Genomic DNA, 25939 nt, shown 5'->3' with positions numbered 1-25939 from the left:
ACTGTTTTTCAGGCATTCTCTTGGGTGGTTTTTCACCAGCAACTCATTACCGCGTTCAACATAGTGAATTTGGTGTATTAGAAAAGGATGAACAGAACAATGAAAAAATCGTTAGTGGCTGTCAGCGTCATTGTCGTACTTGGCGCAGCATGGACTGGAGCCTCATGGTATACCGGCAAACTGATTGAACAACGGATGGGTGAACTGGTTAACACCGCAAACGGGCAGATCAGAACATTGCTGCCTAAAGCTGGTGTCAAACTCGCCTATACAGATTACCAACGTGGTTTGTTCCGTAGCCAGGTTCGCTATGTGCTGCAAGCAGATAGCAGTGTCGTGGGTGAAAAAGCGTTAAAAGACGGTGATGAAATCGCTTTTATCGAAACTATCGATCACGGCCCATTCCCGTTCGCGCAGTTGAAGAAATTCAATTTGATCCCGAGCATGGCATCGGTACATACCGAACTTGCCAATACCCCTGCATTGAAAAAGCTATTTGATGTTACCAAAGGCCAATCACCGTTTACTGCGGATTCACGCATTTCATACAGCGGTGATACCTCTTCCGCCATTACCTTTATTCCTATCGATTATCAGCAAAATACCACCAGCATGAAATTCTCTGGTGCTACCATTGATGCCGATGTTTCGCGCGATATGCGTAATGTGAAGATGAGCGGTAGCAGCGAGAATATCGTCTTCACCAGCAAAAATCAGTGGGACCAACTGGAACAATTCAGCGTGCAGGGCCTGACGCTGAAAAGTGACAGCAAAATGGGTAAATTTGATCTCAGCATTGGTGATCAGCAAGTCGCTATCAAGCAAATTGGTTTCAGTCTTGATGGCAAAGAGATGGCAACACTGGTTGGCTTTAACCTTAATACCCAATTGGGTGAAACGGATAAAGACCTGAACGGCAAACTGAGCTACACCCTCGATGCATTAAAAATTCAGGGTAATGATTTCGGTTCCGGTAAATTAGCCTTTGCCTTTGACAAGCTTGATGGCCAAAACCTGAAGCAGTTCACCAGCGCGTATAATCAACAAGTGCTGAAAGCCGTTCAGGCGGGTGAAAACCTCGATCCTGTTGCCTATCAAGAGCAAATGACTGAGATGTTAATTGCCAATCTTCCAGGGCTGTTAAAAGGCAATCCAACCGTGAGCATTGCGCCACTGAGCTGGAAAAACGCTAAAGGGGAAAGTACCTTTACCCTGAATGTCGACTTGGTTGATCCGGCGCAGACTAAAGCAAGTGCTGAACCCCTGTTAGCGCAGTCAGTGAAGAAAGTTGACGCAACCCTGACTATCCCGATGGCAATGGCAACTGAGTTGACGACCCAGGCCGCACGCCTGCAAGGCTACAGCCCGGAAGAAGCTCAGAAGCTGGCACAACAACAGGTTCAAGGCATTGCCGCTATGGGCCAGATGTTTAAACTGACCACCACCAAAGATGATGTTATCAGCAGCAGCTTCCATTTTGCTGATAATCAGGTCAATTTGAATGGTCAGAAAATGTCACTGCAAGAGTTTGTTGGCCTGTTTGGTATGTTTGGCGGGGCACCTGCTGAAGAAGACACCGACAGCGCACCAGAAGATATGCCAGCAACCCCAGCAGAACCTGCGGTTCCGGCACAATAGTTGGTGCAATAAGTCGCAGTAATAACACATAAAACGGAGCCTGATGGCTCCGTTTTTTTATCTCTGGGTCCACGCAGTACGCAGGAAGTTGCAATGACAGATAAACTTATGACCGGCCCCAACCCCGACTGCAAGCACCCCCATGGTAGGCTTTGCGCAGGTTTGCTTTATCAAAAATACAACGAACAACCCGAATATTATTATCGGGGATTATACCTATTACGACGATCCACAAGATTCGGAAAACTTCGAGCGCAACGTGCTCTATCACTACCCGTTTATTGGTGACAAACTGATTATTGGCAAATTCTGCGCGCTGGCACGCGGGGTTCAATTCATCATGAATGGCGCCAATCATAAAATTTCAGGTATTTCGACTTATCCTTTCAATATTTTTGGCAATGGTTGGGAGCGCGTCACGCCATCAATGGATGAACTGCCCTATAAAGGCGATACCTGCGTTGGAAATGATGTTTGGATTGGTTATGACGTACTTATCATGCCAGGTGTGACCATCGGCAATGGTGCCATCATTTCATCACGAGCGGTAGTGACGCGTGATGTACCGGCTTATAGCATTGTGGGTGGCAACCCGGCAACCGTGATTAAGAGCCGCTTCCCACCAGCAACGATAGCTAAACTCGAGGCTATTGCTTGGTGGGACTGGCCGATAGAAGATATCAGCCGCAACCTGCATCTGATTACCGCGGGCGATGTCGATGCTTTGGCGTTAATGAATAACCCCCAAGATCAGGCATGATCAAGCAGACCCTCGGCGGATCAATACCGGCGGTAATATGACATTTTGCAGTTGCAGGTCAACACCGGCAATTCGCTGGAGTAACCGCTGCCCGGCACTGTAACCAATTTCTCTGGCGGAACTGGTGATAAAGGTGAGTGGTGGTTCGGTTAATTCGGCTGCCGGCACGTCACCAAAACCAATCAGTGCCACTTGTTGATCCAGATAGGTGTCTACACCAGCACTACCAATAGTCCGACCGGTGCGTAAGATACCAAAGTAAGCCCCCAATGCCACTGATGCCTGATGACAAATGATGGCACTGACATTGGGGTGATAACGTAGCAGCTCTTCTGCCGCATCTGCCGCCGCCTGCTGTTGCCCGTCACATTCAACCACCCATTCAGAACGGAATGGCAGGCCATATTGAACCAACGTGGCGCAGAAGCCTCCCAAGCGCTCTGCCCGCGTCAATGAATGCGAGTGCCCGCCAAGGTAGGCAATTTGCCGGTGACCACGGCCAATCAAAAACTCAGTGGCCATTTTAGCCGCCTGCATATTATCAGGGCGCACGACATCCACACCTTCCAACACATTCGACCGTGCCGCGCAAATCAATGGGATATCATGCTCTGCCGCCTTCTCCTGCAATCCCATCTCACGTTTGGCTCCCCCGCCGAGGACCAAGCCGTCAACACCCTGAGCGATAAGTGTATCGAAGCAACGCAATAGACCTTTGCCCTCCCGACCACTTTGCGTCAGAAACAGCAATTTGCCCTCTGCCTCAATCGCCTCACTCAAACCCGCCGTCATTGCGGCATAAAATGGATCGCCGATATCGCGTACTATCAGGCCAATCACCCCGGACTCGCCACCGCGTAATTGTGCTGCCTGGCGGTTTCGCACATAACCTAACTGTTCGATTGCCTGATTGACCCGGTCAGCGGTTGCCCCAGAGATACGCCCTTTGCCACTTATAGCTAATGAAACTGTCGCCACTGAGACGCCGGCAAACTTAGCCACATCGGTAATTGTGATTTTTTTAATGGTCATACCCGCTGATAAACAAGCCAAGTTAAACGTTTAATCTGATGATTTACTCTAATACAGAAGTAGCATCAGTAATTGTGACACATCACTCATATTATCTGGGTTAAACGTTTTATCTTGTTTAACCTCCAGACAGGGAGGCGAAATAGTCGCCATTTAGCGATAAACACACCGTATTAAGAACCGCGGTGGTTAGAGCAGACATTTTTAACATCAGGCGTTTTGAAAAACAGGAGTCACTATGTCAGCGGTAAAAAAACAAAAAATTACGCTGTGGGAGTTTTTCCAGAGTTTAGGGAAAACCTTCATGCTGCCGGTCGCCTTGCTCTCCTTCTGTGGGATCATGCTGGGTATCGGCAGTTCACTCAGCAGTAAAGATGTCATCACCCTATTACCGGTAATTGGTCATCCTGCCTTCCAGCTACTATTTACCTGGATGAGCAAGGTGGGTTCATTTGCCTTTAGTTTCCTGCCCGTAATGTTTGCCATTGCTATCCCGCTGGGTATGGCGCGCGAAAATAAGGGCGTAGCCGCCTTCTCTGGTTTCGTCGGCTTTGCCGTGCTGAATCTGGCGACCAACTTTTACCTCACCACCAGCGGTGTGTTGCCAACCACCGATCCATTAGTCCTGAAAACCCATAACATTCAAAATATTCTAGGTATTCAGTCGATCGACACCGGGATTCTGGGAGCGGTAATTGTCGGGGTCATTGTTTATTTACTGCATGAACGCTTCAACACCATTCGTTTACCTGATGCATTAGCCTTCTTTGGCGGTACTCGCTTTGTGCCGATAGTGACGACGGTAGTGCTCGGGCTGGTGGGGTTGTTGATCCCGCTGATCTGGCCATTTTTCGCCGCCGGTATCACCGGGCTGGGTCGCCTGATTAACGGTGCTGGCATGTTCGGGCCGATGATTTTCGGCAGTGGCGAACGTCTATTGCTGCCGTTCGGCCTGCACCATATTTTGGTGGCATTGATCCGCTTTACTGAAGCGGGCGGAACCATGGATGTTTGTGGTCACAGCGTGAGTGGTGCACTGACAATATTCCAGGCTCAGTTATCTTGTCCAACCACCACCGGCTTCTCAGAAAGTGCGACTCGCTTCCTGTCTCAAGGCAAAATGCCCGCCTTCCTCGGTGGCCTGCCGGGTGCGGCGCTAGCCATGTATCACTGTGCCAAGCCTGAAAACCGACATAAAATTAAAGGGTTGTTGATTTCTGGTGTTGTGGCTTGTGTGATTGGCGGTACCACCGAACCGATTGAGTTCCTGTTCCTGTTTGTAGCACCGTTCCTGTATTTGATCCATGCGATCCTGACCGGTTTGGGCTTTACTGTGATGGCGTTGCTGGGTGTAACCATTGGTAATACCGACGGTAATATCATTGATTTCGTGGTATTTGGTATTCTGCATGGCACTGCGACTAAATGGTATTGGGTGCCAGTGGTTGCCGGGATCTGGTTCGTGGCGTACTACATGATTTTCCGTTTTGCTATTCAGCACTTCAATATCAAAACACCAGGCCGTGAAAGCGAAACCACCGCTAGCAGCAATGCAGAAAAAGCCACTTATGGCGCTGCAACCGGTAAATCCGGTTATAACTCCCCTGCTATTCTTCATGCGCTGGGTGGTGCAGATAACATTGTCTCGTTGGATAACTGTATTACTCGCTTGCGGATGTCGGTTAAAGATATGAATTTGGTGGATAAAGAGGCGTTAAAAGCCAACCGCGCCATTGGCGTTATTCAACTGAATGACCATAATCTGCAAGTTGTTATTGGTCCACAAGTGCAATCGGTGAAAGATGAATTAGACTCACTGATAAGCAGTACTCAGTTTGCGACGCTTTAGGACGGTAATTCGCTAAGCGCCGTTACCTAAATACCAGTTACATGAAAAATTATACCCAAGGTTATTGGCGTTGCAGGTAGGCCACAGCACATGAAAAATCGGTCGGGAATCGATTTGAGCGTGATTTGCAGCGGCCTCGCCTGAGGCCCAGGGATGGGCCGAGTAACAGGTGCCGAAACTCCCCGCAACTTCAAGGACCAAGGGTATATTTGATAAGCGAGATGCTGATGTTTGATTTCTCCACGCCTGTCGATCGTCACGGCACTTGGTGTACCCAATGGGATTATATTGCAGACCGTTTTGGTGCTGCTGACCTGTTGCCTTTTACCATTTCTGATATGGACTTCCCTACCGCACCGGTGATTCTGCAAGCGCTGAATCAGCGGATAGCCCACGGTGTGTTGGGCTATAGCCGCTGGCAGCATGAAGATTTCCTTGGTGCAATTCGTCATTGGTATCTGCAACGGTTTCATTGTCATATCGATACCTCAATGGCGGTTTACGGCCCGTCAGTTATCTATATGGTCGCTCAGCTAATCCGCTGTTGGTCTGCTCCCGGTGATTTCGTCGTTACCCACACCCCAGCCTATGACGCCTTCTATAAAGTCATTCTCGCTAATCAGCGCCAGCTACTTAGCTGCCCGCTGCACAAAGTAGATAACCAGTGGCAATGTGATATGGCACATCTGGAGGCACTGTTGGCGCGGCCACAGACGAAAGTGCTGCTGTTGTGTAGTCCGCATAATCCAACAGGGAAAGTCTGGACACCACAAGAGCTGGCGCAAATGGCCGAACTGTGTGAACGCCATCAGGTCCGCGTTATCAGCGATGAGATCCATATGGATATGACCTGGGGCAATCAGGTACATACCCCTTGGAGTGAGGTAGGTCAGACCCCATGGGCGCTGCTGACCTCGGGTTCCAAAACATTCAATATCCCCGCCTTAACGGGTGCATACGGTTTTATCAGTGACAGTGAAACCCGTGATATCTACACTCAAATGTTGAAAGGCCGTGATGGACTATCCTCTCCGGCGGTACTGGCCATTGTGGCGCACATTGCGGCTTACCAGCAGGCGCAACCATGGTTGGATGAGCTACGCAGTTATTTGCAAGCCAATCTGGTTTATGTGGCACAGCGCCTTAATGTGGCGTTCCCGGCATTAAACTGGCAGCCACCGCAAGCAACCTATCTGGCATGGATAGACCTACGCCCCTTGAACATTGATGACCATCAGTTGCAAGAGGTGCTGATTGAGAAAGAGAAAGTCGCCATTATGCCCGGTTTTACCTATGGCGAAGAGGGTCGTGGCTTTTTACGTCTGAATGTAGGCTGTTCCCGCAGCAAGGTCGAAGCTGGTATGGATAAGCTGATTAACGGTATTCGTTTTTTGCAGGACAATAGCGACAGTTAAGTAAAACAGTATCGTGTATTACGCCACTTGATGCCTTGAGTGGCGTTTCTCCCCCTCCCCATCTCATCTTTCCCGCTGCCGATAACGTCAATAATCGATATACTACTATCACGCGGCTAGGTTTATCTGTGCTGGACAACCAAATGAAAAAGAAAGAATTTATTGCTCAGGACTTGCTGAGTAAAATGTATCAGTCTGGCGAGAAATTACCTGAGAAATTGCCGCCGGAACGCCAGTTAGCAGAGGAATATGGCGTGTCACGTTTTACCATACGTAAAGCGTTAGAGAAGCTGGCAGCCATTGGTGCCGTGCATATGGTGCAAGGTGCCGGGATCTTCATTAATCCCGGCGTGGGTAATAATCCGCTGGTATATAATTCAATTACCGAAAAGAAATTTAACCAAATCAGTTTTCGTTTAATTAATCTGCATAAACGCCGCCCTGATAATGAAGAACAACAGATCTTTAACCTTAGCGCGGATGATTTTATCTGGGCATTCTCACGTTTGCGTTACATTGATAATCGTAAGGTTCAAATCGAAAATTCGCGCATGCCAGTCGCCGCTTTCCCTGATTTGAACCAAAAAGTCATTGAAAGCTCGATACAGCAATATATTCTCAGCAAAGGCTATCGCCTGTCCCATGCATTAACCCATTATCAGGCGATTAATATCAATAAAGAACAAGCTGAACTGCTTGGATGCAAAAAAGGCATTGCCGCCATGCATATCCTGAACCGAGGCATTTTGCAGGATGGCCGCGTATACACATTCAGTGATATCGTGGATATCGACTATTCCTGCACCTATATTATTCCGTTTAATCAGGATAACCTAAAGTTCCGCCAGAGCTGAATCCGTTCAGACCCACTATGGTGTATGAATTGTTCCGTTCGGCAAACGGCTTTGTGTCCATTCATGAGGCCGATAAACAACCGGGAATTCATCGGCTAAACGAGCATCAAAATCAACACCTATCCCCGCCTGTTCAATTGGGTACAAATAGCCTTCTGTCGGCTGAACGGCGCCCGGAAATACACTCAGGGTATTGGCCGGATAGGCCACGAACTCCTGAATTGCTGCATTGTGCAAATAGATATTTAAATGGGTGTTAACCGCAGCACCAATCGGTGTCATATCTGGCGGGCAATGCCATGCCAGGCGAACCCCAAAACTCTGGCAGAAGCTCCCAAGTTTTAATGCCGGGGTAATTCCGCCAATCTGTGATACATGACAACGCAGGAAGTCAATCCGGCGATTGATTATCAAGTCTTTCCACTCTGCCGGATTGTTAAATAATTCACCCGTAGCAAGTGGTACCGCCGTTTGATTACGGATCTGTTCCAGCCATTCGTTCTGATTCGGCGGCAAAATATCTTCAATATAATAAGGGCGATAAGCTTCTAACTGCCTGGCAAATTGAACCGCTTGTTGTGGGAATAAGCGCTCATGCACATCATGTAAAATATGGAATTGATTGCCGTATTTTTCGCGTAGCGCTTTAAACATCGCCAACGTGTTATCCATATATTGGTCTTGATCGTAGTATGCGCCGATTGTTGGCTGTCGGGTCGCGTGCAGATCCTGAGCATTCCCCCCATAGAACCCCAACTGGCAGCGGATATGCCGATAACCTTGCGCCAGCAAGTTATCCACCTCAACATACAACCCATCCAGTGAGTCACTGGCGGCATGACTATAGGTGGCAATAGCATCTTTAGATTTGCCACCAAACAGTTGGTAGAGCGGCATATCCGCCAGCTTGCCTTTAATATCCCATAATGCCATATCAATCCCGGCAATCGCGTTATTGATCACCGGCCCATTTCGCCAATAGGCATTGACCATCATCATCTGCCACAAGTCTTCAATATTATTCGCGTCACGCCCCAGTAATAGTGGCCGGAGATATTCATCCACCATCACTTTAACGGCAAGGGGACGCTGCTGAAATGTGGCACAACCCAGGCCAACAATCCCTTTATTAGTTTCAATCTTAACCACAACTAAATTATGGCGATCAGGCCGGGTTATCTGACATTCAATGCCAGTTATCAACGTGGGTTGCATGCAATGCTCCTTTACAACACTCAGATTGCGACTCTTCAACGTGGCAACCAATGATGCATGAATTAATAAATTCGTATGACGTATTCGCTAATTTCACCTTATTTACACTGACCTTGTAAACCTAAAATTTAAATGTTTTTTTTGGTTCGTGAATCACGCAAATTACCGCAAAAAACCATACCAATTAATAGAAAAAGCATCTAAGAACACCCTAACCATCGAATAATGTGATGTAACCCATGCTTTATTGGTTTGTTTTTAACTTTCAGTAAACTTATTATCACTCACAGTAAATAAAAATAATGGCTCAGGTGCGAGGGTTTTATGGGAAGGACTGAGGTATGTCAGTTAATAATTAAACTGGTCGGTGGTCAGGATAATATAAATAAAGTCTGGCATTGTATGACACGGCTGCGTTTTGATTTAATTGATGATAGTAAAGTCGAATGGCAGAAAATCAAACAATTGCCAGGTGTATTAGGTGCGCAAAATCAAAGTGATCAAGTACAGATCATTATCGGCCCACAGGTAAATGCCTGGTATCAAGATATTGTTGATAATATGTCACCTGATGAGAATGTTCCCTCAAGCGCGACTACGGCAATAATACCTAAAGCACGGAAAAGTCTGGTTTCACTGTTTATGGATACCGTTTCTGGGGTATTCGGCCCTATCGTTCCGGCGATTGCCGGGGCGGGGATGATTAAAGGCTTACTGGCAGGGTTGATCGCCTTAAAAATCATCTCAGCCAAAAGCGACACCGTGATGATTATCGATTTAATTGCCAGCGGGGTATTCTATTTCCTGCCGTTCTTCCTTGCTGTTTCTGCGGCTAAGATATTTAAAACTAATGAATATCTGGCGGCAGCGGTGGCAGCCTGCCTGATGTATCCCACACTCATTGATGCCGCCAAAGCGCTGGCCACTCATACCCCGGGCGCGGTGAGTGTCATCTATTTTATGGATATCGTGCCGGTATCGGTATTTAACTATTCTGCCAGTGTTATTCCCGTTATTTTCTCAATTCTGGCGCTGAGTTATATTCACCGTTGGGTCGATAAAATTATGCCCGATGTGCTGAAAACAGTATTTACCCCAACGCTAACCCTTTTTATCACCGCATTGGTTTCATTGACGTTTATCGGCCCAGCCGGCATTTATTTAGGCAAACTACTGGCATTCGGTATTCAGGGATTATTTGATATCTCATCGGTATTTGCTGGTTTTATCGTCGGTGCCATTCGCCCGATTGCTATTCTTACCGGAATGCATCACGCCATGACCCCCATTGCATTGCAAAACTTTACCGACAAAGGTTTTGATATGTTAATGCCAATGATGTTTATGGCAAACATGGCCATTGCGGGTTCAACATTTGCTATCTATTTCCATGTCAAAACCCGGCAAGAAAAAACCGTGGTGCTGTCTGCCGCCGTTTCTGGCTTATTGGGCATTACAGAGCCCGCACTGTTTGGTGTGTTAACTAAATACAAAAAAGCCTTTATTGCCACGACGATAAGCAGCTCGATTGCCTCTGCATTTATCGCCTTTTTCGGCGTAAGGCTGTACGGCTATATTTTATCAAGCATATTCAGCCTACCGGCCTATATTGGCCCTTACTTTATCTACATCCTATTGGGTGTCACCTTGTCACTCGGCCTGTCATTTATCCTCACTTATCTGCTGGTAGTACGAACTGAAAAAAGATTGGTCGCAGTTGAATCGCAATAAATAGTTGAAATTAAAGCCGGCATCATGGGCGGGCGATATTGTCTGCCCATATCAATTCGTGATTTATGTCACTTTTTTATGCAACACAGTGGATATTTTCATTCATTTGTTTTTATAATGTTCTGCACTTTACCTACAAGAATCTACTTCTGATAAAAAGTGAGTGCACAGCATGATTGATCCCCGCCTCCCCCTGACCGACATTCACCGCCACCTTGATGGCAATATCCGTGCGCAAACTATTTTGGACCTGGGTCGCCAATTTAATCTGGCCCTACCGGCTGATGAGCTAGCCGAACTGCGCCCGCATGTGCAAATCACTAAAACTGAGCCAGATCTAGTCAGCTTCCTGCAAAAGCTGGATTGGGGGGTTGCGGTTTTGGCCTCACTTGATGCTTGCCGCCGTGTGGCCTACGAAAATGTCGAAGATGCCGCTAATGCCGGTTTGCATTATGCCGAACTGCGCTTTTCACCCTTCTATATGGCAATGAAACACCAATTGCCGGTTGCCGGTGTGGTCGAGGCCGTCATTGATGGGGTGCAGTCCGGTTGTCGTGATTTTGATATTGATATCCGCCTGATAGGGATCCTCAGCCGCACTTTTGGTGAACAAGCTTGTTTGCAAGAACTTGATGGTTTACTGGCACATCGCGAGGGGATTACTGCGTTGGATCTGGCCGGTGACGAACTGGGCTTCCCTGGCGGTTTGTTCCGCAGTCACTTTAATCGCGCGCGCGATGCGGGCCTGCGTATTACCGTCCATGCCGGTGAAGCCGCTGGCCCGGAAAGTATCTGGCAAGCTATCCGCGAGTTAGGTGCTGAACGTATTGGTCATGGTGTGAAAGCCATTGAAGATATCAAATTGATGGATTATTTGGCTGAACACAACATTGGGATCGAATCCTGTCTGACCTCTAATATTCAGACCAGCACCGTCTCTTCGTTAGCCACTCACCCGCTGGCAACCTTCCTGCGCCATGGCGTGATGGCATCGATCAACACCGATGACCCAGCGGTACAGGGGATTGAAATTGCTAATGAATATCACATTGCCGCACCTGCTGCTGGCCTAACAGCACAAGAAATCCGCCAGGCACAACAAAATGGCCTGACGATGGCATTTATCACCGAACAGGAAAAACAGGCACTGCGCGATAAAATCTGTGGCTAAATCGGTCAGGAATTAACTAAAAACGCCGGTATTTCATAGCAGTACCGGCGTTTTTTATTGCAGATCGCAACCGGCTACTTGGTTTCTGCCCGCGCCGCCGACGCCAAAGATTCAGTCGCCTCGGCATGCTCTCTGGCGACGCGTTTCGCGTAACGCTGTGCCAGGACGGCACATACCATCAATTGAACCTGATGGAATATCATCAAGGGTAATACCATCACACCGACTACTGAGGCGGGAAACAACACGTTAGCCATCGGGATACCATTGGCGAGGCTCTTCTTCGATCCGCAGAACACAATGGTGATTTCATCGGCAGTATTGAAGCCCAGCCAGCGGGCTGCCATGGTGTTAATGACTAATACCAGTGTCAATAGCACCATCGAACAGACCAGAATTGCCAGCAGTGACCAACCATCGATTTGATGCCAAATCCCCTGAACCACGGCTTCACTGAACGCGACATACACCACTAATAGAATGGATGACCGGTCAGTGATATTAACCAGTTTTTTATGGCGCTCAACCCATTTAGCTATCAGTGGGCGCGATAAATGCCCAACAATGAATGGCACCATCAGTTGCATGATAATAGATCCTATCGCATGCAACGTGTCGGTATCACCCCCTTGGGTGTGCATCAACATGCCCACCAGCAGCGGTGACAGGAAAACCCCCAAAATACTGGATGCCGAGGCGCTACAAATTGCCGCCGCCACGTTACCTCCCGCCACAGAGGTATAGGCAATAGCTGACTGAACCGTGGCAGGTAACGCGCACAAATAGAGGAAACCCAGATACAGCGTTGGTGTTAACACCCCGGGTACCAACACATTCATTCCCAACCCTAACAGCGGGAATAAGGCAAACGTGCTGAGAAACACCACCAGATGCAGTTTCCAATGCCCCATGCCTGAAACTATGGCGGCGCGGGATAACTTGGCACCGTGCATAAAGAATAATAATGCAATGGCCGCAGTCGTCAGGTGTTCGAACCACACCTTAACTTCCCCTTCACAGGGGAAAATAGAAGCAATAATAACGACCAAAATCAGCACTAATAAAAATTTATCTATCCGTAAGCGTTGTAACCATGACATGCCACTGTATTCCTTCAATATAACCTTGGTTCTTGACGTTGCAGAGGGGGTAGCTGTTTGCGTTGTGCCGCCCATCCTTAGGCCTTGCCTCGGTGAGGCCGCTGCCAGCAGTGTTCAAATCTGCTGGCAGCCTACCTGCAACGCCAGTGACTTTGGCTATCGTTTCTATCAAATAAGCGTATTTAGCAGCAAAATCAGCTTGCTGGCGATACCGGCAGCGTTTTTTTCTGTTGATCAGAGGCAATGCCCAGTTCAATCAATTCCATTACTTTTATCGCTTCCGAGACGGGTACTGGGTTGGCAGCAGTACCTAAAATGGCATCACGGATCCCCGCATAATAAGCAGGATAATTACCCGGCAACGTCAGTAGTGGTTTTTCAGCGAGGATGCCATCATGTGACAGTGTCACTACTCCATCGCGCATATCGTAGCCCCAATCTGCCTGTGGCAAACGTTCACCCGCTTTCAGCCTGTCCTCTTGTGGGTCCAGACCAAATTTGATGTAACTCCCCTGCATGCCGTGCACGATATAACGCGCAGTTTCTGCTGCGGCTAACACCGTACCGTGTAACACCACTCGTTGCCCCGGATAGCTAAGAACCGCATGGAAATAATCAACAGATTGCGCACCAGGGCGCAGCATCCCTAAATCAACATTTAGCGTCTGTGGCAAACCAAACAGTTGTAGCGCCTGATCCAACAGATGTGGACCTAAATCGTACCAAATGCCACTGCCCGCACCGGCTTGTTCACGCCAACGCTGGCGGATCTCCGGGCGATAGCGGTCAAAATGAGATTCAAAATAGACAACATTCCCCAGTGAGCCTTCAGCCAGCAGTGTTTTCAGCGTCAGGAAATCACTGTCCCAACGGCGATTATGGAATACTGAAAGCAATAAGTGGGCCTCATCTGCTTGTTTCTTCAATTCATTTGCTTGTGACAGTGTCACGGTAAACGGTTTATCCACCACCACATGTTTACCGGCAGCCAGTGCTTGCTGAGCCAGCGGGAAGTGAGTGTCATTCGGGGTTGGAATCACGATAAGATCGATTGAAGGATCATCAAATAACGTTTTGGGGTCAGAAACCACCGCCATTGTCGGCCAGTCAGCATGTACTTTACTGGCATCACTACTGGAAACCCCTGCCAGCTCTAGCCCCGGAGTGCCCATAATCAGCGGCGCATGGAACGTTTTGCTGGCATAACCATAGCCCAGTAAACCCACTTTGATTTTTTCAGCCATTATATTTCCTCTCGCGCAGCCTATTTGCCAATTGATATCAGTCGATCAATCGATTTGACACCATGATGATTCCCGCGACAAGAGGTAATTTTTGGCTGAATGTCAGTGGCGAGATTAAATTCGCACAATGGCCTCAGCATTATCTCGCCATTCTGGCTGTCGGAGGCTGCGTTGCGGGTAGTTGGTTTCAATGCTACGACGCCTGAAATCACTGGGGCTGACACCAACACGCTTACGAAAAACGCGGGAGAAATAGAGTTGATCGTCGTAACCCACCACGCGACCAATAGTGGCAATCGGCTCTTGCGTGGTTTGCAGTAATAACTTAGCCCGAATAACCCGCTGGTCTTCACGCCAACGCAATATATTGATACCAACTTGCTCACGAAACAGATGTGCCAAACGTGACGGAGACAGGCAAACATGACGTGCAACTTCGTCAATGCGCAGCTCACCGGCTAAATTGCCGGTAATAAATTGGCACGCTTCAATCACTCGAGGGTCCATAATGCGTTGTGGACTAAGAGGATCTTCTTCCATTGCGCGCAGCAGTAAGCGCTCAAGTAGATTCATACCCAACTCTTCGCCAAAACGCCGTCCTGATTTTTGCGTCTGTTCAATATTGGCAAACAGGCGATCAAATTCCAGTAATAAGTTGTTGTTAGGCAAAGATAACCGCCCAACTTCATGCGTTTTGCTATGCCACTCCAACCAGTCCGCCCAGTATGCCCGTGGCCGGAAATAGACCCAACGGTGATACCAACAATCACTGTTCGGTGAGCGACCATAATAGTGCGATGCCTTCGGGGGAAAGAGCAGCAAATCACCTGGATTGCTGTAAAAGGTATTCTCACCATCAAAAATCTTACCTTGTCCCTTAATGGTCAGATTCAGGATATAGCCCTTCATGCCGCCTGGCCTATCGATAAAAAAATCGAGTGGTCCATCGGCCAGAATCGGGGTTAATCCTGCTACCAGATAGGCATTAAAGGTATAGCCGGGTAACAAGGGATTGGGTTGCGGTTCCTGAACCATTCGATGGTACATTTAGCCTCCTTGGAGTCCTGATCTGATTGGCGTGCAAACGCATGTGCTTATTTCAGTTTATCGGGCAGAATTCACGCTGCCCGATAGTGATTACAGAACTGTGAGCCAGATAGGCTTTTTATGGACTTTTCTGTCACCGTGCAACTTATAGCGTCCGTTTAGCCAACTGTTTGTAACGGTCGAAGATAACCGCTGCCAGCAGGATCAAACCACGGACCACATATTGGGAGAACGGAGAAATATTGAGTAGGTTCATGGCATTTTCCACTGTCCCCAGAATCAAGATACCGGCGATAACATAGGAAATCTTACCAATCCCACCTTTCAGTGACACGCCCCCCAGCACACAGGCCGAGATAACAATCAGCTCATAACCAATCGAAGTCATTGGCTGACCACTGGTCATCCGTGATGCCAAAATGATCCCAGCCGCCGCCGATACCAAACCCGATAAGACAAAAATGATGATTTTAGTGCGAACTACCGGCACCCCCGCCAGGCGCGCCGCATCTTCGTTGCCCCCGATAGCCAGGGTATTGCGGCCAAAGGTAGTTTTGTTTAACAAGAAGCCAAACAAGGCCAGACAGGCAATGGTAATCCAGATAGGGGCTGGCAAACCGAGCCAATTGGTGTAACCCAATGCGAAGAAACGCTCATCCTCGATACCCACCGCTTTACCATCAGAGATGATATAGGCCAGGCCGCGAACAATCTGCATCGTCGCCAGCGTGGTGATCAAGGCGTTAATTTTCAATCTGGCAATCACAAAACCATTGATCAGCCCGCATAGCGCGCCCAGTAACAAACCGGCGCCCACCCCCAGCCACATATTTTCGGTCATATTGATAACAACTGCCGTCGTTACCCCCGCACAGGCAATGACTGAAGCGACGGATAAGTCAAAATCGCCGGATGCCAGACAAAACAACATGCCACAGGCCACCATCCCCGACATCGAGATAGCCAACCCCAACCCTTTCATATTGATAAAGGAGCCAAAGTTAGGCACGAATATCACACAACCAATAAATACCACCGCGAAAACTACCAACATCCCATAGCTATCCCAAATACGGGATAGTCCTAGTCCACTTTTAGCGGGTGTATCTTGTGGTGGTTGCGACTGACTATTGTGTGCTCCACCTTTTAACTCGGTTGATGCCGGGTTCTTCTTATCAGAACTCAAAGTAACGCTGGACATGGATAACTCCTTCACAATCAAGCAACCGCAGACGCGGCATCAGTAGCAATATTCGGGGTGCGTAGCATCGCCAGACTTAACGCCTGTTCTTCAGTGGCAGAACCGTGGTCTAACTCACCAGAGATTGCCCCTTCCCGCATCACCACGATTCGGTCAGCCAGCCCAAGAACTTCTGGCAAATCACTGGACGCAAACAGCACCGCAATACCCTGTTTCGCCAGTTGATAAATCACGTTATAGATTTCATGTTTAGCCCCAACGTCGATACCTCGAGTTGGCTCATCCAACAGGATCACTTTCATATCTTCGGATAACCAACGGCCCAAAATGGCTTTCTGCTGGTTGCCGCCGGACAAATTCATAATCAGTTGTTGAGGGCTGGGTGTTTTGATATTCAAAGACTGAATACGCAGTACCGCATTCTCCTGCTCCCAGCGGTTGTTGATCAAACAGCCAGCCGTCAGTGTTTTGCGCCGTGCACTGATATTGATATTGTCCTGTACCGAATGAACCGGAATAATGCCATCGGCTTTACGGTCTTCCGGGCATAACATGATCCCGGCGGTGATGGCATCGATGGGTGAACGAATCGTCAGTGGCTTGCCATCCAGCAAAACCTGACCACTGCTAAGCCTGGTGCCACCAAACAACCCTTTCAGTAATTCACTGCGCCCCGCCCCCACCAAACCAAACAGGCCAACAATCTCCCCTTGATGGACGGTCAGGCTGATTGGCGATTTCACCCCAATCGCCTTCACCTCTTGCAATGTCAGGCGTTCTGGCCCTATTTCACGCGGCTGATAGCCATAAATATCACCCAAATTGCGCCCAACCATGGCTTGAACCAGCGAGTCGTTATTCACCTGGGTCATATCGTCAAACGTGCGCACATACCGGCCATCTTTAAACACCGTAATGGCATCACTCAGTGCAAAGATTTCTTCCATCCGGTGTGATACATACAAAATGACCCGCCCTTCGGCGCGTAATTCACGGATCACCCGGAACAGTTGTTCTATCTCTCTGGCAGAGAGCGAACTGGTCGGCTCATCAAAAGCAATAATTTTGGCATTACGGGCCAGCGCTTTGGCAATTTCCACCATCTGCCATTGGCCGATGGAGAGATATTTCAGTGGGGTATCGGGGGAGATGTCCAGCCCCAAATGTGAGAGCTGCAAACTGGATTCATAGCGCAATAATTTGCGATCAACCATGCCCATCTTGGTAGGCAATTGGCCCAGATAGATATTTTCTGCCACTGTCATTTCCGGCACCAAATGCAGTTCCTGATAAATGATAGCGACACCGGCATCAAGCGCATCGGTGGTATTGGCAAAATTAGCCACTTTGCCCTTAATGTGAATTTCACCCTGAGTCGGTGAGTAGTTACCGCTGAGAATTTTCAACAAGGTTGATTTCCCCGCGCCATTCTCTCCCATCAGGGCATGGATTTGACCGGCCTGACAGGTAAAACTGATATCATCCAGCGCTTGAACACCGGGGAAACTTTTTCCAATGCCACAAAAAGCCAGATAAGGTGACTGTTCGGCTTCCAGCTCGGCTTGTAACGCAGAATGGAGTGCTGACATGATGGCTTCCTTATAAAGTTTGGGTCGCACGGTACCACCTGTCTGTGTGGTCCATTGGGGCAAGCCGTAGCCTGCCCCCGTGCGCCATAGCGTGTATACCCTTCGAATTTGACGCGGCCAGAGGGTTAGCCGCCACGCCCATGACGTTGGGTATAGCGGAATTACATCAAGCCTTTCTTCTCTAACTCGACTTTGAAGTTATCCCGGGTGATCAGCACCACATCAGTCACTTCAGTAAATTTCGGTGGTTCAACACCTTTGGTCACCCAGTCATTCAGCATCTGGATACTTTTATAACCATGAATATCCGGGCTTGGTAACAGAGAGCCATAGAAACCGGTAGCCTGGCCTTTGGACAGTTCACTGACTGCATCAACGCCATTGATACCAATGCCAATCACATTGGGTGCTTTAAAGCCCTGACCTTCTGTCGCCCGGACACCACCCAACACGGTGTTGTCATTCATGCCGACAATCAGCCAGTTTTTCACTTCAGGATGCTGGACTAACATGGAGTTGGCGGCATCAAATGCCCCAGGGATATCATTGGATTTGGTCGGTACTTTATAGATTTGCTTTTCTGGGAAGCCTGCGGCTTTCAGCGCGTCCATTGACCCACTGGTACGCCGGCGAGCCGTGTCCAGTTCATCAGAGGTGATCGCCATTACCGCCGTTTCACCCGGTTGCCAGCCGCGTTTACTCATCTCTTTCCACAGTTCCTGTCCTTGACGCTCACCAATTTTGGTCGCCGCCATCATGACTAATGGAACACTTTCCATCGGTTTGCCTTTGGCATTCACAAATTGGTCGTCTACTGCGATCACTTTCAGGTTATAACTGCGCGCCTTCGCCTCGATGGCCGGCCCCAGTTTCGGGTCTGGTGTACAGATAACAAAGCCTTTCGCACCACTGGCGGCAAGGCTATCGATAGCATTCAAGGTTTTCTCACCATCGGGCACTGCAATTTTTATCACTTCAAAACCTAAATCTTTCCCTGCTTTATCTGCAAACTTCCATTCGGTCTGGAACCAAGGTTCTTCAGGCTGCTTTACCAGAAAACCCAACTTCATGCTTTCGGCAATAGCTGAATGTGACATAACTGCCGCTAACCCCACCACTGCCAGCGCCTTAGTTAATTTATGCATAGTGTTCTCCGAACTATTTTTGTAGGAAGAGATGATTTTTGTTTATTTAATCGTCAACCACCCAAATCATCTGATTTTTAGTGGAAACGTTATCAATGTTATTTTTCAGTTTTAGTGCGGTTGAATGCTTTATTAAAAGCCACTTAACCTCACCACACCCGGTAAGACGCTGACAGTTTTAACGTTAATTATGCTTTAGAATGTAGAGCGCTATCACATCCAGGGATTACAGTTTATTTATCCATATATTCAGCAAATTTAACCTCTCTCTAACTTTTGACTGACATCACAAAAACACTGTAGGAAGCAGAAAAGTACATACTTCCAGCCATCGGCTCCTCACATCTTGCTGCCACTCACTCCTATGGTTATTGGCAATGAATTCCTGTTTTCTGCAAATGTTAGGAGCAACCACTATGACAACCAGCGTTGTATCGGCGGACCGTCCTTTATCAACCAATAAAGCTATAGCGCTCGGATTAGATTTTGGCAGCGATTCCGTCCGGGTATTGGCGGTAGATTGTCAACATGGCACCGAGATCGATACCGAAGTTGTCTACTACCCTCGCTGGCAGCAGGGCCTTTATTGTCAGGCCGCACAAAACCAGTTTCGCCATCATCCGCTGGACTATATAGAAGCCATGGAACAGGCGATCCGTCAGGTCGTCAGCCGCCTGTCAGAAGAGCAGCGCCTGCAAATCGTCGGGATTGGTGTTGACTCCACGGGCTCAACACCCGCGCCGATTGATGAGCAAGGACAGGTATTGGCACTGCGCCCTGAATTTGCAGATAATCCCAATGCGATGTTTGTGCTGTGGAAAGACCATACGGCTATAGAAGAAGCGGAAGAGATTAATCGCTTATGTCGCAGTGGCGAATTTGCCGACTATTCCCGCTATATTGGCGGTGTCTACTCTTCTGAATGGTTCTGGGCAAAAATCCTGCACGTGACACGCGCCGATGCCGCCGTGCGTGATGCTGCGGTGTCGTGGATTGAGTTGTGTGATTGGGTACCGGCACTGTTATCCGGCACCACCGCCCCACAGGATATTCAACGGGGGCGATGCAGCGCGGGTCATAAAAGCTTATGGCACCCATCATGGGGAGGATTGCCACCGCGTGAATTCCTGGCGGCACTGGATACCCGTCTGGTAGACGACCTTAAATACCCTATGTTTACTGATACCTACACGGCAGAACGGCCGGTGGGTTTAATTACTGCCGCATGGGCTGAGCGTTTGGGGCTACCGACCGGTGTAGTGCTCTCTGGTGGCGCGTTTGATTGCCATATGGGTGCCGTGGGCGCAGGTGCTCAACCTTATACCTTAGTCAAAGTTATTGGTACATCCACCTGCGATATTCTGATTGCCGATGACAAGTTGGTGGGTGAGCGCGCCATTGCCGGTATTTGCGGTCAGGTTGAAGGCAGTGTGGTACCCGGTTGGATTGGTATGGAGGCAGGTCAGTCAGCTTTTGGTGACATGTATGCCTGGTTCAGTCGTTTACTGAGTTGGCCATTACGTCAGGCCGCCTTGGCACAACCCGAATTGCAACCCCAGTTAAAGCAGATTGAATCTACCCTCCTCGCGTCACTCACCGCTGAATGGGCAAAGAACCCTTCACTGGATCACTTGCCAGTGGTATTGGATTGGTTTAATGGCCGCCGTACGCCGAATGCTAATCAACGTTTAAAAGGGGTTATTACCGATCTGAATTTGGGAACCGATGCCCCTACTCTATTTGGTGGTTTTATCGCAGCAACCGCTTTTGGTGCGCGCGCTATCATGGAGTGTTTTGAACAGCAGGATATTCCGGTTGAGAACGTGTTGGCATTGGGCGGTATCGCGCGTAAATCACCGGTTATCATGCAAGTTTGTGCCGATGTGATGAATCGACCGCTGCAAATTGTTGCCTCTGATCAATGTTGCGCGCTGGGAGCGGCAATTTTTGCCGCCGTGGCCGCAGGAATATATCACGATGTCCCTGCTGCGCAGCGTCAGATGGCCTGTAAGATTGAGCGCACTCTGACACCAGATACCAGCCAGGTTGCTCGCTATCAGCAACTTTATCAGCGCTATCAACAGTGGTGTCTGTCAGCAGAACCACACTATATGCCAGTAACCGATACACCTGCGCCAATGACCGAGACGACACACTGATCTTGGCGATCAAACTGATTTATAAATATATTTTTTATAACAATTTATTAAACGGAGTATCAGATGGACGTATTCAAGCAATCAGAAGTGTGGTTTGTCATTGGTAGCCAGAACCTGTATGGCCCGAAAACCCTGCAACAAGTTATGGATAATGCCCATCAGGTGGTTAACAGCCTGAATAGTGAAGCGGGCTTGCCAATAAAACTGGTACTAAAACCGTTGGTGACCACACCGGATGAGATAACTGCACTGTGCCGTGAGGCGAACTATGATACCGCCTGTATCGGGGTAATGACGTGGTTACACACCTTCTCTCCCGCCAAAATGTGGATTGGCGGTTTGAGTATTCTGAATAAACCTTTATTGCAATTCCACACTCAGTTTAATGCTCAGATCCCGTGGGAAACCATGGATATGGACTTTATGAACCTGAACCAAACCGCCCATGGTGGCCGCGAGTTTGGCTTTATCGGCGCGCGGATGCGCCAACAACACAGCGTGATAACCGGTCATTGGCAGGATAAAGCCGCGCATCAACGTATTGGTCAATGGATGCGAGTAGCGGCAGCCAAACAAGAAAGCCAACAGCTTAAAGTGGCACGTTTTGGCGACAACATGCGTGAAGTGGCAGTAACCGACGGTGATAAAGTGGCTGCTCAAATCCAGTTTGGTTACTCAGTTAATGCCTATGGGATCGGTGATTTAGTCACGGTGGTGGATGCCGTTAGCAAAGGTGATATTGATACCTTGGTTGAAGAGTATGAAGCCACTTACCGCTTCACTGATGCGGTAAAACTGAACGGCAATAAACGTGAAAATTTGCTGGATGCGGCCCGTATTGAATTAGGCATGAAGCGTTTTCTAGAACAAGGCGGTTTTAAAGCCTTTACCACTAACTTTGAAAATCTGTATGGCCTGAAGCAGTTACCGGGGCTGGCAGTGCAACGACTGATGCAACAAGGTTACGGTTTTGGCGGTGAAGGTGACTGGAAGACCGCCGCGTTGCTGCGCATTCTGAAAGTAATGGGCACTGGCCTGAAAGGTGGTACCTCGTTTATGGAGGATTACACCTATAACTTCCAACCAGGCAATGATTTAGTGGTTGGCTCTCATATGCTGGAAGTGTGTCCCTCTATCGCCAAAGAAGAGAAACCGTTGCTGGATGTACAACACTTAGGTATCGGTGGTAAAGCCGATCCAGCGCGCTTGATCTTCTCTACACCGGCGGGCCCGGCACTGAATGCCAGTTTAATTGACATGGGGAACCGTTTCCGCTTATTGGTCAACGTCGTCGATACTGTCGAACAACCACACCCATTACCTAAACTGCCGGTAGCCCGTGCTATCTGGCAAGCTCAGCCATCGCTGGCAACGGCTGCTGAAGCTTGGATTATCGCCGGTGGCGCGCACCACACGGTATTCTCTCAAGCCGTCGGGGTGGATGAATTGCGCCTGTATGCCGAAATGCACGGAATTGAATTCCTGTTGATCGACAATGATACGACGCTTCCTGCATTTAAAAATGAAATCCGCTGGAACGAAGTGTATTACCATCTAAATCGCTAAGTTAAGCCGAATACTATTATTTAATCTGTTGATTTAAATAGACCGGGTAATTTAAATAGATCTGATAATTAAATATAACAATTGATTTAAACACCATACTCAGGGGCTTCGGCCCCTGAATTTTATGACAAAATGCCCGCAATGGTAAAAACAAGCAGATCGTAACAACACCGTCTTCCCTGCGCCAAAATAAGCAGCCATGTAAGCTTGGACCGTGCCATCCCTGCCACGAATGCTATATTTTGTGCCAGCCCTCCCACCCGAGCCGACATCGTCGCGGTTTGTTAGCAGTCTGAGGAGCTTAACGCTCTTTTTATGTTTTCAACATCGCAGTCACTGCCGCTAACGTGCTGCCCATAACCAATGAGGTGTGGCCTCTTGTTGTATCGTTGTCTCACTTAACTGTTTATCCAACAAGATATGGCGACAGTGGATTTCCTGCTGTAGCGCCGCCACCAGCTCAGCGGCATGGGACACCACAATCACCTGGGTATGTTGTGCCGCCTGCCCAATCAACCGCGCTAATGGCTGTAACAGATCAACATGCAGGCTGATTTCGGGTTCGTTCAGGATCATCATTTCGGGAGGACGTGGCGATAGCAATGCCGCCACCAGCAATAAATAACGTAAGGTACCGTCTGATAGCTCTGCGACCTTGAGTGGCCTTAACAAACCTTGCTGTGACAACAGCAACTCAAAATTGGGTTCAATAGCCAACGTAGTACCGGGAAAAGCATCTGTAATGGTATGCGTGAGTGCATCGGTATCCCCGATCTCTCTGATCGTTTGTAACGCTGCGGCCAAGTCCGCACCATCACTGGCCAGTACCGGTGTATAAGTTCCCACTTGAAGCTGGCGAGCTGGCGCATGACGGTCGGTACGCAGATTGTCATAAAAACGCCAGGCCCGCATCCGTTCGCGCATAAGCAGAATCTCTGGGGCATCACGGGGGTCTGTGCTGTGGGTCATCATACTGTCATAGGCCGCTAACCCGTGATATGCCTCGCGCCAAATTCCGCGCTCATCACGGATGCGGACCCGCGGGCCTCGCCGCTCAGCAAAAAGCGCATTATTGTTCAGGGTATCGCCACACCACAGGCTTTCAATCTTGATTTCAGGATCCAACGCAAAAAATGACCTGCGCGGTGTGGGGAGACCCAGATCGATAGCATAACCATAGTCCGCGCCAGCAAAGCCCAATTTGAGGCTCACGGGATGATGGCGAGTGGTACCTTCAATCGGTTGTTCTCCTGATTTCATCGACTTGGAAAACGACCCGGGTCCCGCCCAGAGGGTTGATTGTAACCCGCCCTCCGCCGCCAATGATTGGATAACCTGCCCCTGACCAATATCTGATAGCAACCGGAGCGCTCGATAAAGACTGGACTTGCCACTGCCATTTGCGCCGGTAATGACATTCAATTGCCCCAATTCAAGTACCACATCGCGTAACGAACGGTAGCCAGAGATAGCAAGCCGAGTGATCATCATTCTTCCTTCTTCAACAAAAAATCTTAATTTGCGAAACACTGATTATATACACAGTGGTATTAAATGACCCATCTTGTCTTTACCTCGTTTAGGCACTGTTTACGGTTTTGTGATCGGTGTCTTGCATATCGCTGCCGTTTTATTGCCGTTCAATCACTCAATTTAGTGCCACAGAAACCGGTTACAGAAACCGGTTGCATAAATAACGTTTTCCCTAATACACTGAGGATAGAGATTTTATCAAACACCCTTTTTATCCATTACATGAGAGTGATTTTATGTCTGCTTTCCCGAAAAATTTCCTGTGGGGTGCCGCCAGCGCCGCTTATCAAGTTGAAGGTGCCTATGATACTGATGGTAAAGGCCCTTCTATCTGGGACACCTTTGCACATCTGCCCGGTACCACCTATCAGGGAACCAATGGTGATGTTGCTGTCGACCACTATCATCGTTTCCGCGAAGATGTGGCACTGATGGCGGAGATGGGCATGAAAAGTTATCGTTTTTCAATTTCATGGCCGCGTTTGTTGCCAACAGGCCGTGGGGAGGTGAATGCCGCGGGAGTTAAATTCTACAGTGAATTGATCGATGCATTGCTGGAACACAACATCGAGCCGATGATTACGCTCTATCACTGGGATTTGCCGCAAGCCTTGCAAGATGAAGGGGGTTGGGAAACCCGCAGCACCACCGATGCTTTTGAAGAATATGCACGTTTGTGTTATCAGCACTATGGTGATCGAGTCAAGCTCTGGTCAACGTTCAACGAGACCATCTGTTTTATTGGTTTTGGCTATATTACTGGCGGTCATCCGCCGGGCGTCCAGAACCCTGCCCGTGCTATCCAAGCCTGCCATCACGTTTTTGTCGCTCACGCCAAAGCGGTTGCAGCATTTCGTGCCAGCGGTATCGACGGGACAATAGGTTTTGTGAATGTCCTGCAAACCAACACGCCACTGAGTGATTCCGCCGAAGATATCGCCGCATTTCGCTTAGCTGAAGGGATCTTTACCCATTGGTTATATGATCCAGTGTTAAAAGGCGAGTATCCTGCTGAATTGCTGGCACAGACCCAGGCCGTTTGGGGTGTTCCACAATTCGCCCCCGATGATGATGCCCTGTTACGTAACAATATCTGTGACTTTATTGGGTTGAACTACTATAAGCGTGAAACTATTGCTGCCAATAACCAAGAAACGCATCTGACCATGAATACCTCAGGTGAAAAAGGTTCCGGTCATCAACAAGGGAGTGAGTTCGGCTTCAAAGATTTGTTTAAATTTGTCCGCAATCCTAACGGGATTTATACCGACTGGGATTGGGAGATTTACCCACAGGGCCTTACCGAAGGCATCATGAATATCAAGGCGCGCTATGGTGACATCCCTATCTATATCACTGAAAATGGCTTGGGTGCTAAAGACCCAATCATTGAGGGTGAAGTGGTTGATGATGACCGGATTGATTACCTGCGTCAGCATATTGTGGCAATTGAAGATGCCATCAAGCAAGGTGCAGATGTCCGTGGTTACTATCCGTGGTCATTTATCGATCTACTCAGTTGGTTGAATGGCTTCCAGAAGCAATATGGTTTTGTTTATGTTGACCATCAGAAACAACTGGCGCGTCAGCGTAAAAAAAGCTTCTTCTGGTATCAAGGGGTGATTAAAACCAACGGTGACAAGTTGTAATCACGCACTGTATGGCTGGTGATAGCTGGGTGAGAGATTCT

At 48.6% G+C, this 25939-nt stretch carries 18 protein-coding genes and 1 pseudogene; 10 read left to right on the top strand and 9 right to left on the bottom strand.

Translation table 11 applies throughout. The annotated features are described in order from the left end of the window. Window positions 1-99: 99 nt before the first annotated feature. Together Q2T71_RS10390 and vat(F) are read left to right on the top strand one after the other, a co-directional pair. A complete protein-coding gene (locus tag Q2T71_RS10390; protein ID WP_372559012.1) occupies window positions 100-1638 on the top strand; it encodes a YdgA family protein in 1539 nt (512 codons plus the stop codon). Between the two features lie 93 nt (window positions 1639-1731). Next, window positions 1732-2398 (top strand): annotated as a pseudogene (gene vat(F), locus Q2T71_RS10385) (streptogramin A O-acetyltransferase Vat(F)). Here vat(F) and malI read toward each other — a convergent pair. Continuing rightward, the gene (gene malI / locus Q2T71_RS10380) at window positions 2399-3430 is read right to left on the bottom strand and encodes a Mal regulon transcriptional regulator MalI (RefSeq protein ID WP_083158862.1); all 1032 of its coding nucleotides are present in this window, start codon (window positions 3428-3430) and stop codon (window positions 2399-2401) included. 238 nt (window positions 3431-3668) lie between these two features. Between malI and malX the strand changes: the two genes are divergently transcribed. The 3 genes from malX (at window position 3669) to Q2T71_RS10365 (ending at window position 7548) form a co-directional block, all read left to right on the top strand. After that, complete coding sequence (malX, locus tag Q2T71_RS10375; protein ID WP_372559011.1) at window positions 3669-5279, top strand: maltose/glucose-specific PTS transporter subunit IIBC; 1611 nt, start codon at window positions 3669-3671, stop codon at window positions 5277-5279. 227 nt (window positions 5280-5506) lie between these two features. Then, window positions 5507-6694 carry a MalY/PatB family protein gene (locus tag Q2T71_RS10370; RefSeq protein ID WP_372559010.1) on the top strand — a complete coding sequence of 396 codons (1188 nt, stop codon included), beginning with the start codon at window positions 5507-5509 and terminating at the stop codon, window positions 6692-6694. A gap of 143 nt (window positions 6695-6837) precedes the next feature. Continuing rightward, window positions 6838-7548 carry a GntR family transcriptional regulator gene (locus Q2T71_RS10365; protein WP_372559009.1) on the top strand — a complete coding sequence of 237 codons (711 nt, stop codon included), beginning with the start codon at window positions 6838-6840 and terminating at the stop codon, window positions 7546-7548. A 15-nt stretch (window positions 7549-7563) separates the two neighbouring features. Here the strand turns inward: Q2T71_RS10365 and Q2T71_RS10360 are convergent, their stop codons facing one another. Continuing rightward, window positions 7564-8763 (bottom strand): enolase C-terminal domain-like protein, encoded by a 1200-nt coding sequence (locus tag Q2T71_RS10360; RefSeq protein WP_372559008.1) that lies wholly within the window; start codon window positions 8761-8763, stop codon window positions 7564-7566. A gap of 324 nt (window positions 8764-9087) precedes the next feature. On the opposite strand from Q2T71_RS10360, the gene Q2T71_RS10355 reads away from it, so the two are divergent. Both Q2T71_RS10355 and add read left to right on the top strand, forming a co-directional pair. Next, on the top strand, window positions 9088-10494 hold the full coding sequence (locus Q2T71_RS10355; protein WP_372559007.1) for a PTS transporter subunit EIIC: 1407 nt from the start codon (window positions 9088-9090) through the stop codon (window positions 10492-10494). 172 nt (window positions 10495-10666) lie between these two features. Then, complete coding sequence (gene add / locus Q2T71_RS10350; protein ID WP_372559006.1) at window positions 10667-11665, top strand: adenosine deaminase; 999 nt, start codon at window positions 10667-10669, stop codon at window positions 11663-11665. 74 nt (window positions 11666-11739) lie between these two features. Here the strand turns inward: add and Q2T71_RS10345 are convergent, their stop codons facing one another. The 6 genes from Q2T71_RS10345 to Q2T71_RS10320 all read right to left on the bottom strand — a co-directional run bounded on the left by Q2T71_RS10345 (window position 11740) and on the right by Q2T71_RS10320 (window position 18991). Further along, the gene (locus Q2T71_RS10345) at window positions 11740-12765 is read right to left on the bottom strand and encodes a bile acid:sodium symporter family protein (protein ID WP_372559005.1); all 1026 of its coding nucleotides are present in this window, start codon (window positions 12763-12765) and stop codon (window positions 11740-11742) included. A 194-nt stretch (window positions 12766-12959) separates the two neighbouring features. Next, window positions 12960-14009 (bottom strand): oxidoreductase, encoded by a 1050-nt coding sequence (locus Q2T71_RS10340; protein WP_372559004.1) that lies wholly within the window; start codon window positions 14007-14009, stop codon window positions 12960-12962. A gap of 114 nt (window positions 14010-14123) precedes the next feature. Next, a complete protein-coding gene (gene araC / locus Q2T71_RS10335; RefSeq protein WP_083158871.1) occupies window positions 14124-15056 on the bottom strand; it encodes an arabinose operon transcriptional regulator AraC in 933 nt (310 codons plus the stop codon). A 145-nt stretch (window positions 15057-15201) separates the two neighbouring features. Then, on the bottom strand, window positions 15202-16257 hold the full coding sequence (gene araH, locus Q2T71_RS10330; protein WP_372559003.1) for an L-arabinose ABC transporter permease AraH: 1056 nt from the start codon (window positions 16255-16257) through the stop codon (window positions 15202-15204). A 17-nt stretch (window positions 16258-16274) separates the two neighbouring features. Continuing rightward, window positions 16275-17846, bottom strand: a complete 1572-nt coding sequence (gene araG / locus Q2T71_RS10325; RefSeq protein ID WP_372559002.1) for an L-arabinose ABC transporter ATP-binding protein AraG — start codon at window positions 17844-17846, stop codon at window positions 16275-16277. A 161-nt stretch (window positions 17847-18007) separates the two neighbouring features. Further along, entirely contained in the window at window positions 18008-18991 is a 984-nt protein-coding gene (locus Q2T71_RS10320) for an arabinose ABC transporter substrate-binding protein (protein WP_083158872.1), read from the bottom strand. 416 nt (window positions 18992-19407) lie between these two features. Here Q2T71_RS10320 and Q2T71_RS10315 point away from each other — a divergent pair, with 416 nt between their 5' ends. Both Q2T71_RS10315 and araA read left to right on the top strand, forming a co-directional pair. Beyond that, window positions 19408-21150: a ribulokinase gene (locus Q2T71_RS10315; protein WP_372559001.1), complete on the top strand. Its 1743-nt coding sequence runs from the start codon at window positions 19408-19410 to the stop codon at window positions 21148-21150. A gap of 63 nt (window positions 21151-21213) precedes the next feature. Next, the gene (araA, locus tag Q2T71_RS10310; RefSeq protein ID WP_083158873.1) at window positions 21214-22716 is read left to right on the top strand and encodes an L-arabinose isomerase; all 1503 of its coding nucleotides are present in this window, start codon (window positions 21214-21216) and stop codon (window positions 22714-22716) included. Between the two features lie 342 nt (window positions 22717-23058). On the opposite strand, the gene Q2T71_RS10305 is transcribed toward araA, so the two are convergent. Next, a complete protein-coding gene (locus Q2T71_RS10305) occupies window positions 23059-24204 on the bottom strand; it encodes an AAA family ATPase (RefSeq protein WP_372559901.1) in 1146 nt (381 codons plus the stop codon). 281 nt (window positions 24205-24485) lie between these two features. Here Q2T71_RS10305 and Q2T71_RS10300 point away from each other — a divergent pair, with 281 nt between their 5' ends. Then, window positions 24486-25898: a GH1 family beta-glucosidase gene (locus Q2T71_RS10300; RefSeq protein ID WP_372559000.1), complete on the top strand. Its 1413-nt coding sequence runs from the start codon at window positions 24486-24488 to the stop codon at window positions 25896-25898. The last annotated feature ends 41 nt before the right edge of the window (window positions 25899-25939 follow it).

It is taken from the genome of Yersinia sp. 1652 StPb PI (assembly GCF_041538345.1).
Taxonomy (GTDB): Bacteria; Pseudomonadota; Gammaproteobacteria; order Enterobacterales; family Enterobacteriaceae; genus Yersinia; species Yersinia enterocolitica_E.
Note: the sequence above shows the minus strand (reverse complement) of the source record. Positions and strands in the feature narration are given on the sequence as shown.

Coding starts and splice junctions, on each gene's coding strand:
- Q2T71_RS10390 (WP_372559012.1), top strand. CDS start 100: ATGAAAAAATCGTTAGTGGCTGTCAGCGTCATTGTCGTACTTGGCGCA.
- malI (WP_083158862.1), bottom strand. CDS start 3,430: ATGACCATTAAAAAAATCACAATTACCGATGTGGCTAAGTTTGCCGGC.
- malX (WP_372559011.1), top strand. CDS start 3,669: ATGTCAGCGGTAAAAAAACAAAAAATTACGCTGTGGGAGTTTTTCCAG.
- Q2T71_RS10370 (WP_372559010.1), top strand. CDS start 5,507: ATGTTTGATTTCTCCACGCCTGTCGATCGTCACGGCACTTGGTGTACC.
- Q2T71_RS10365 (WP_372559009.1), top strand. CDS start 6,838: ATGAAAAAGAAAGAATTTATTGCTCAGGACTTGCTGAGTAAAATGTAT.
- Q2T71_RS10360 (WP_372559008.1), bottom strand. CDS start 8,763: ATGCAACCCACGTTGATAACTGGCATTGAATGTCAGATAACCCGGCCT.
- Q2T71_RS10355 (WP_372559007.1), top strand. CDS start 9,088: ATGGGAAGGACTGAGGTATGTCAGTTAATAATTAAACTGGTCGGTGGT.
- add (WP_372559006.1), top strand. CDS start 10,667: ATGATTGATCCCCGCCTCCCCCTGACCGACATTCACCGCCACCTTGAT.
- Q2T71_RS10345 (WP_372559005.1), bottom strand. CDS start 12,765: ATGTCATGGTTACAACGCTTACGGATAGATAAATTTTTATTAGTGCTG.
- Q2T71_RS10340 (WP_372559004.1), bottom strand. CDS start 14,009: ATGGCTGAAAAAATCAAAGTGGGTTTACTGGGCTATGGTTATGCCAGC.
- araC (WP_083158871.1), bottom strand. CDS start 15,056: ATGTACCATCGAATGGTTCAGGAACCGCAACCCAATCCCTTGTTACCC.
- araH (WP_372559003.1), bottom strand. CDS start 16,257: ATGTCCAGCGTTACTTTGAGTTCTGATAAGAAGAACCCGGCATCAACC.
- araG (WP_372559002.1), bottom strand. CDS start 17,846: ATGTCAGCACTCCATTCTGCGTTACAAGCCGAGCTGGAAGCCGAACAG.
- Q2T71_RS10320 (WP_083158872.1), bottom strand. CDS start 18,991: ATGCATAAATTAACTAAGGCGCTGGCAGTGGTGGGGTTAGCGGCAGTT.
- Q2T71_RS10315 (WP_372559001.1), top strand. CDS start 19,408: ATGACAACCAGCGTTGTATCGGCGGACCGTCCTTTATCAACCAATAAA.
- araA (WP_083158873.1), top strand. CDS start 21,214: ATGGACGTATTCAAGCAATCAGAAGTGTGGTTTGTCATTGGTAGCCAG.
- Q2T71_RS10305 (WP_372559901.1), bottom strand. CDS start 24,204: ATGATCACTCGGCTTGCTATCTCTGGCTACCGTTCGTTACGCGATGTG.
- Q2T71_RS10300 (WP_372559000.1), top strand. CDS start 24,486: ATGTCTGCTTTCCCGAAAAATTTCCTGTGGGGTGCCGCCAGCGCCGCT.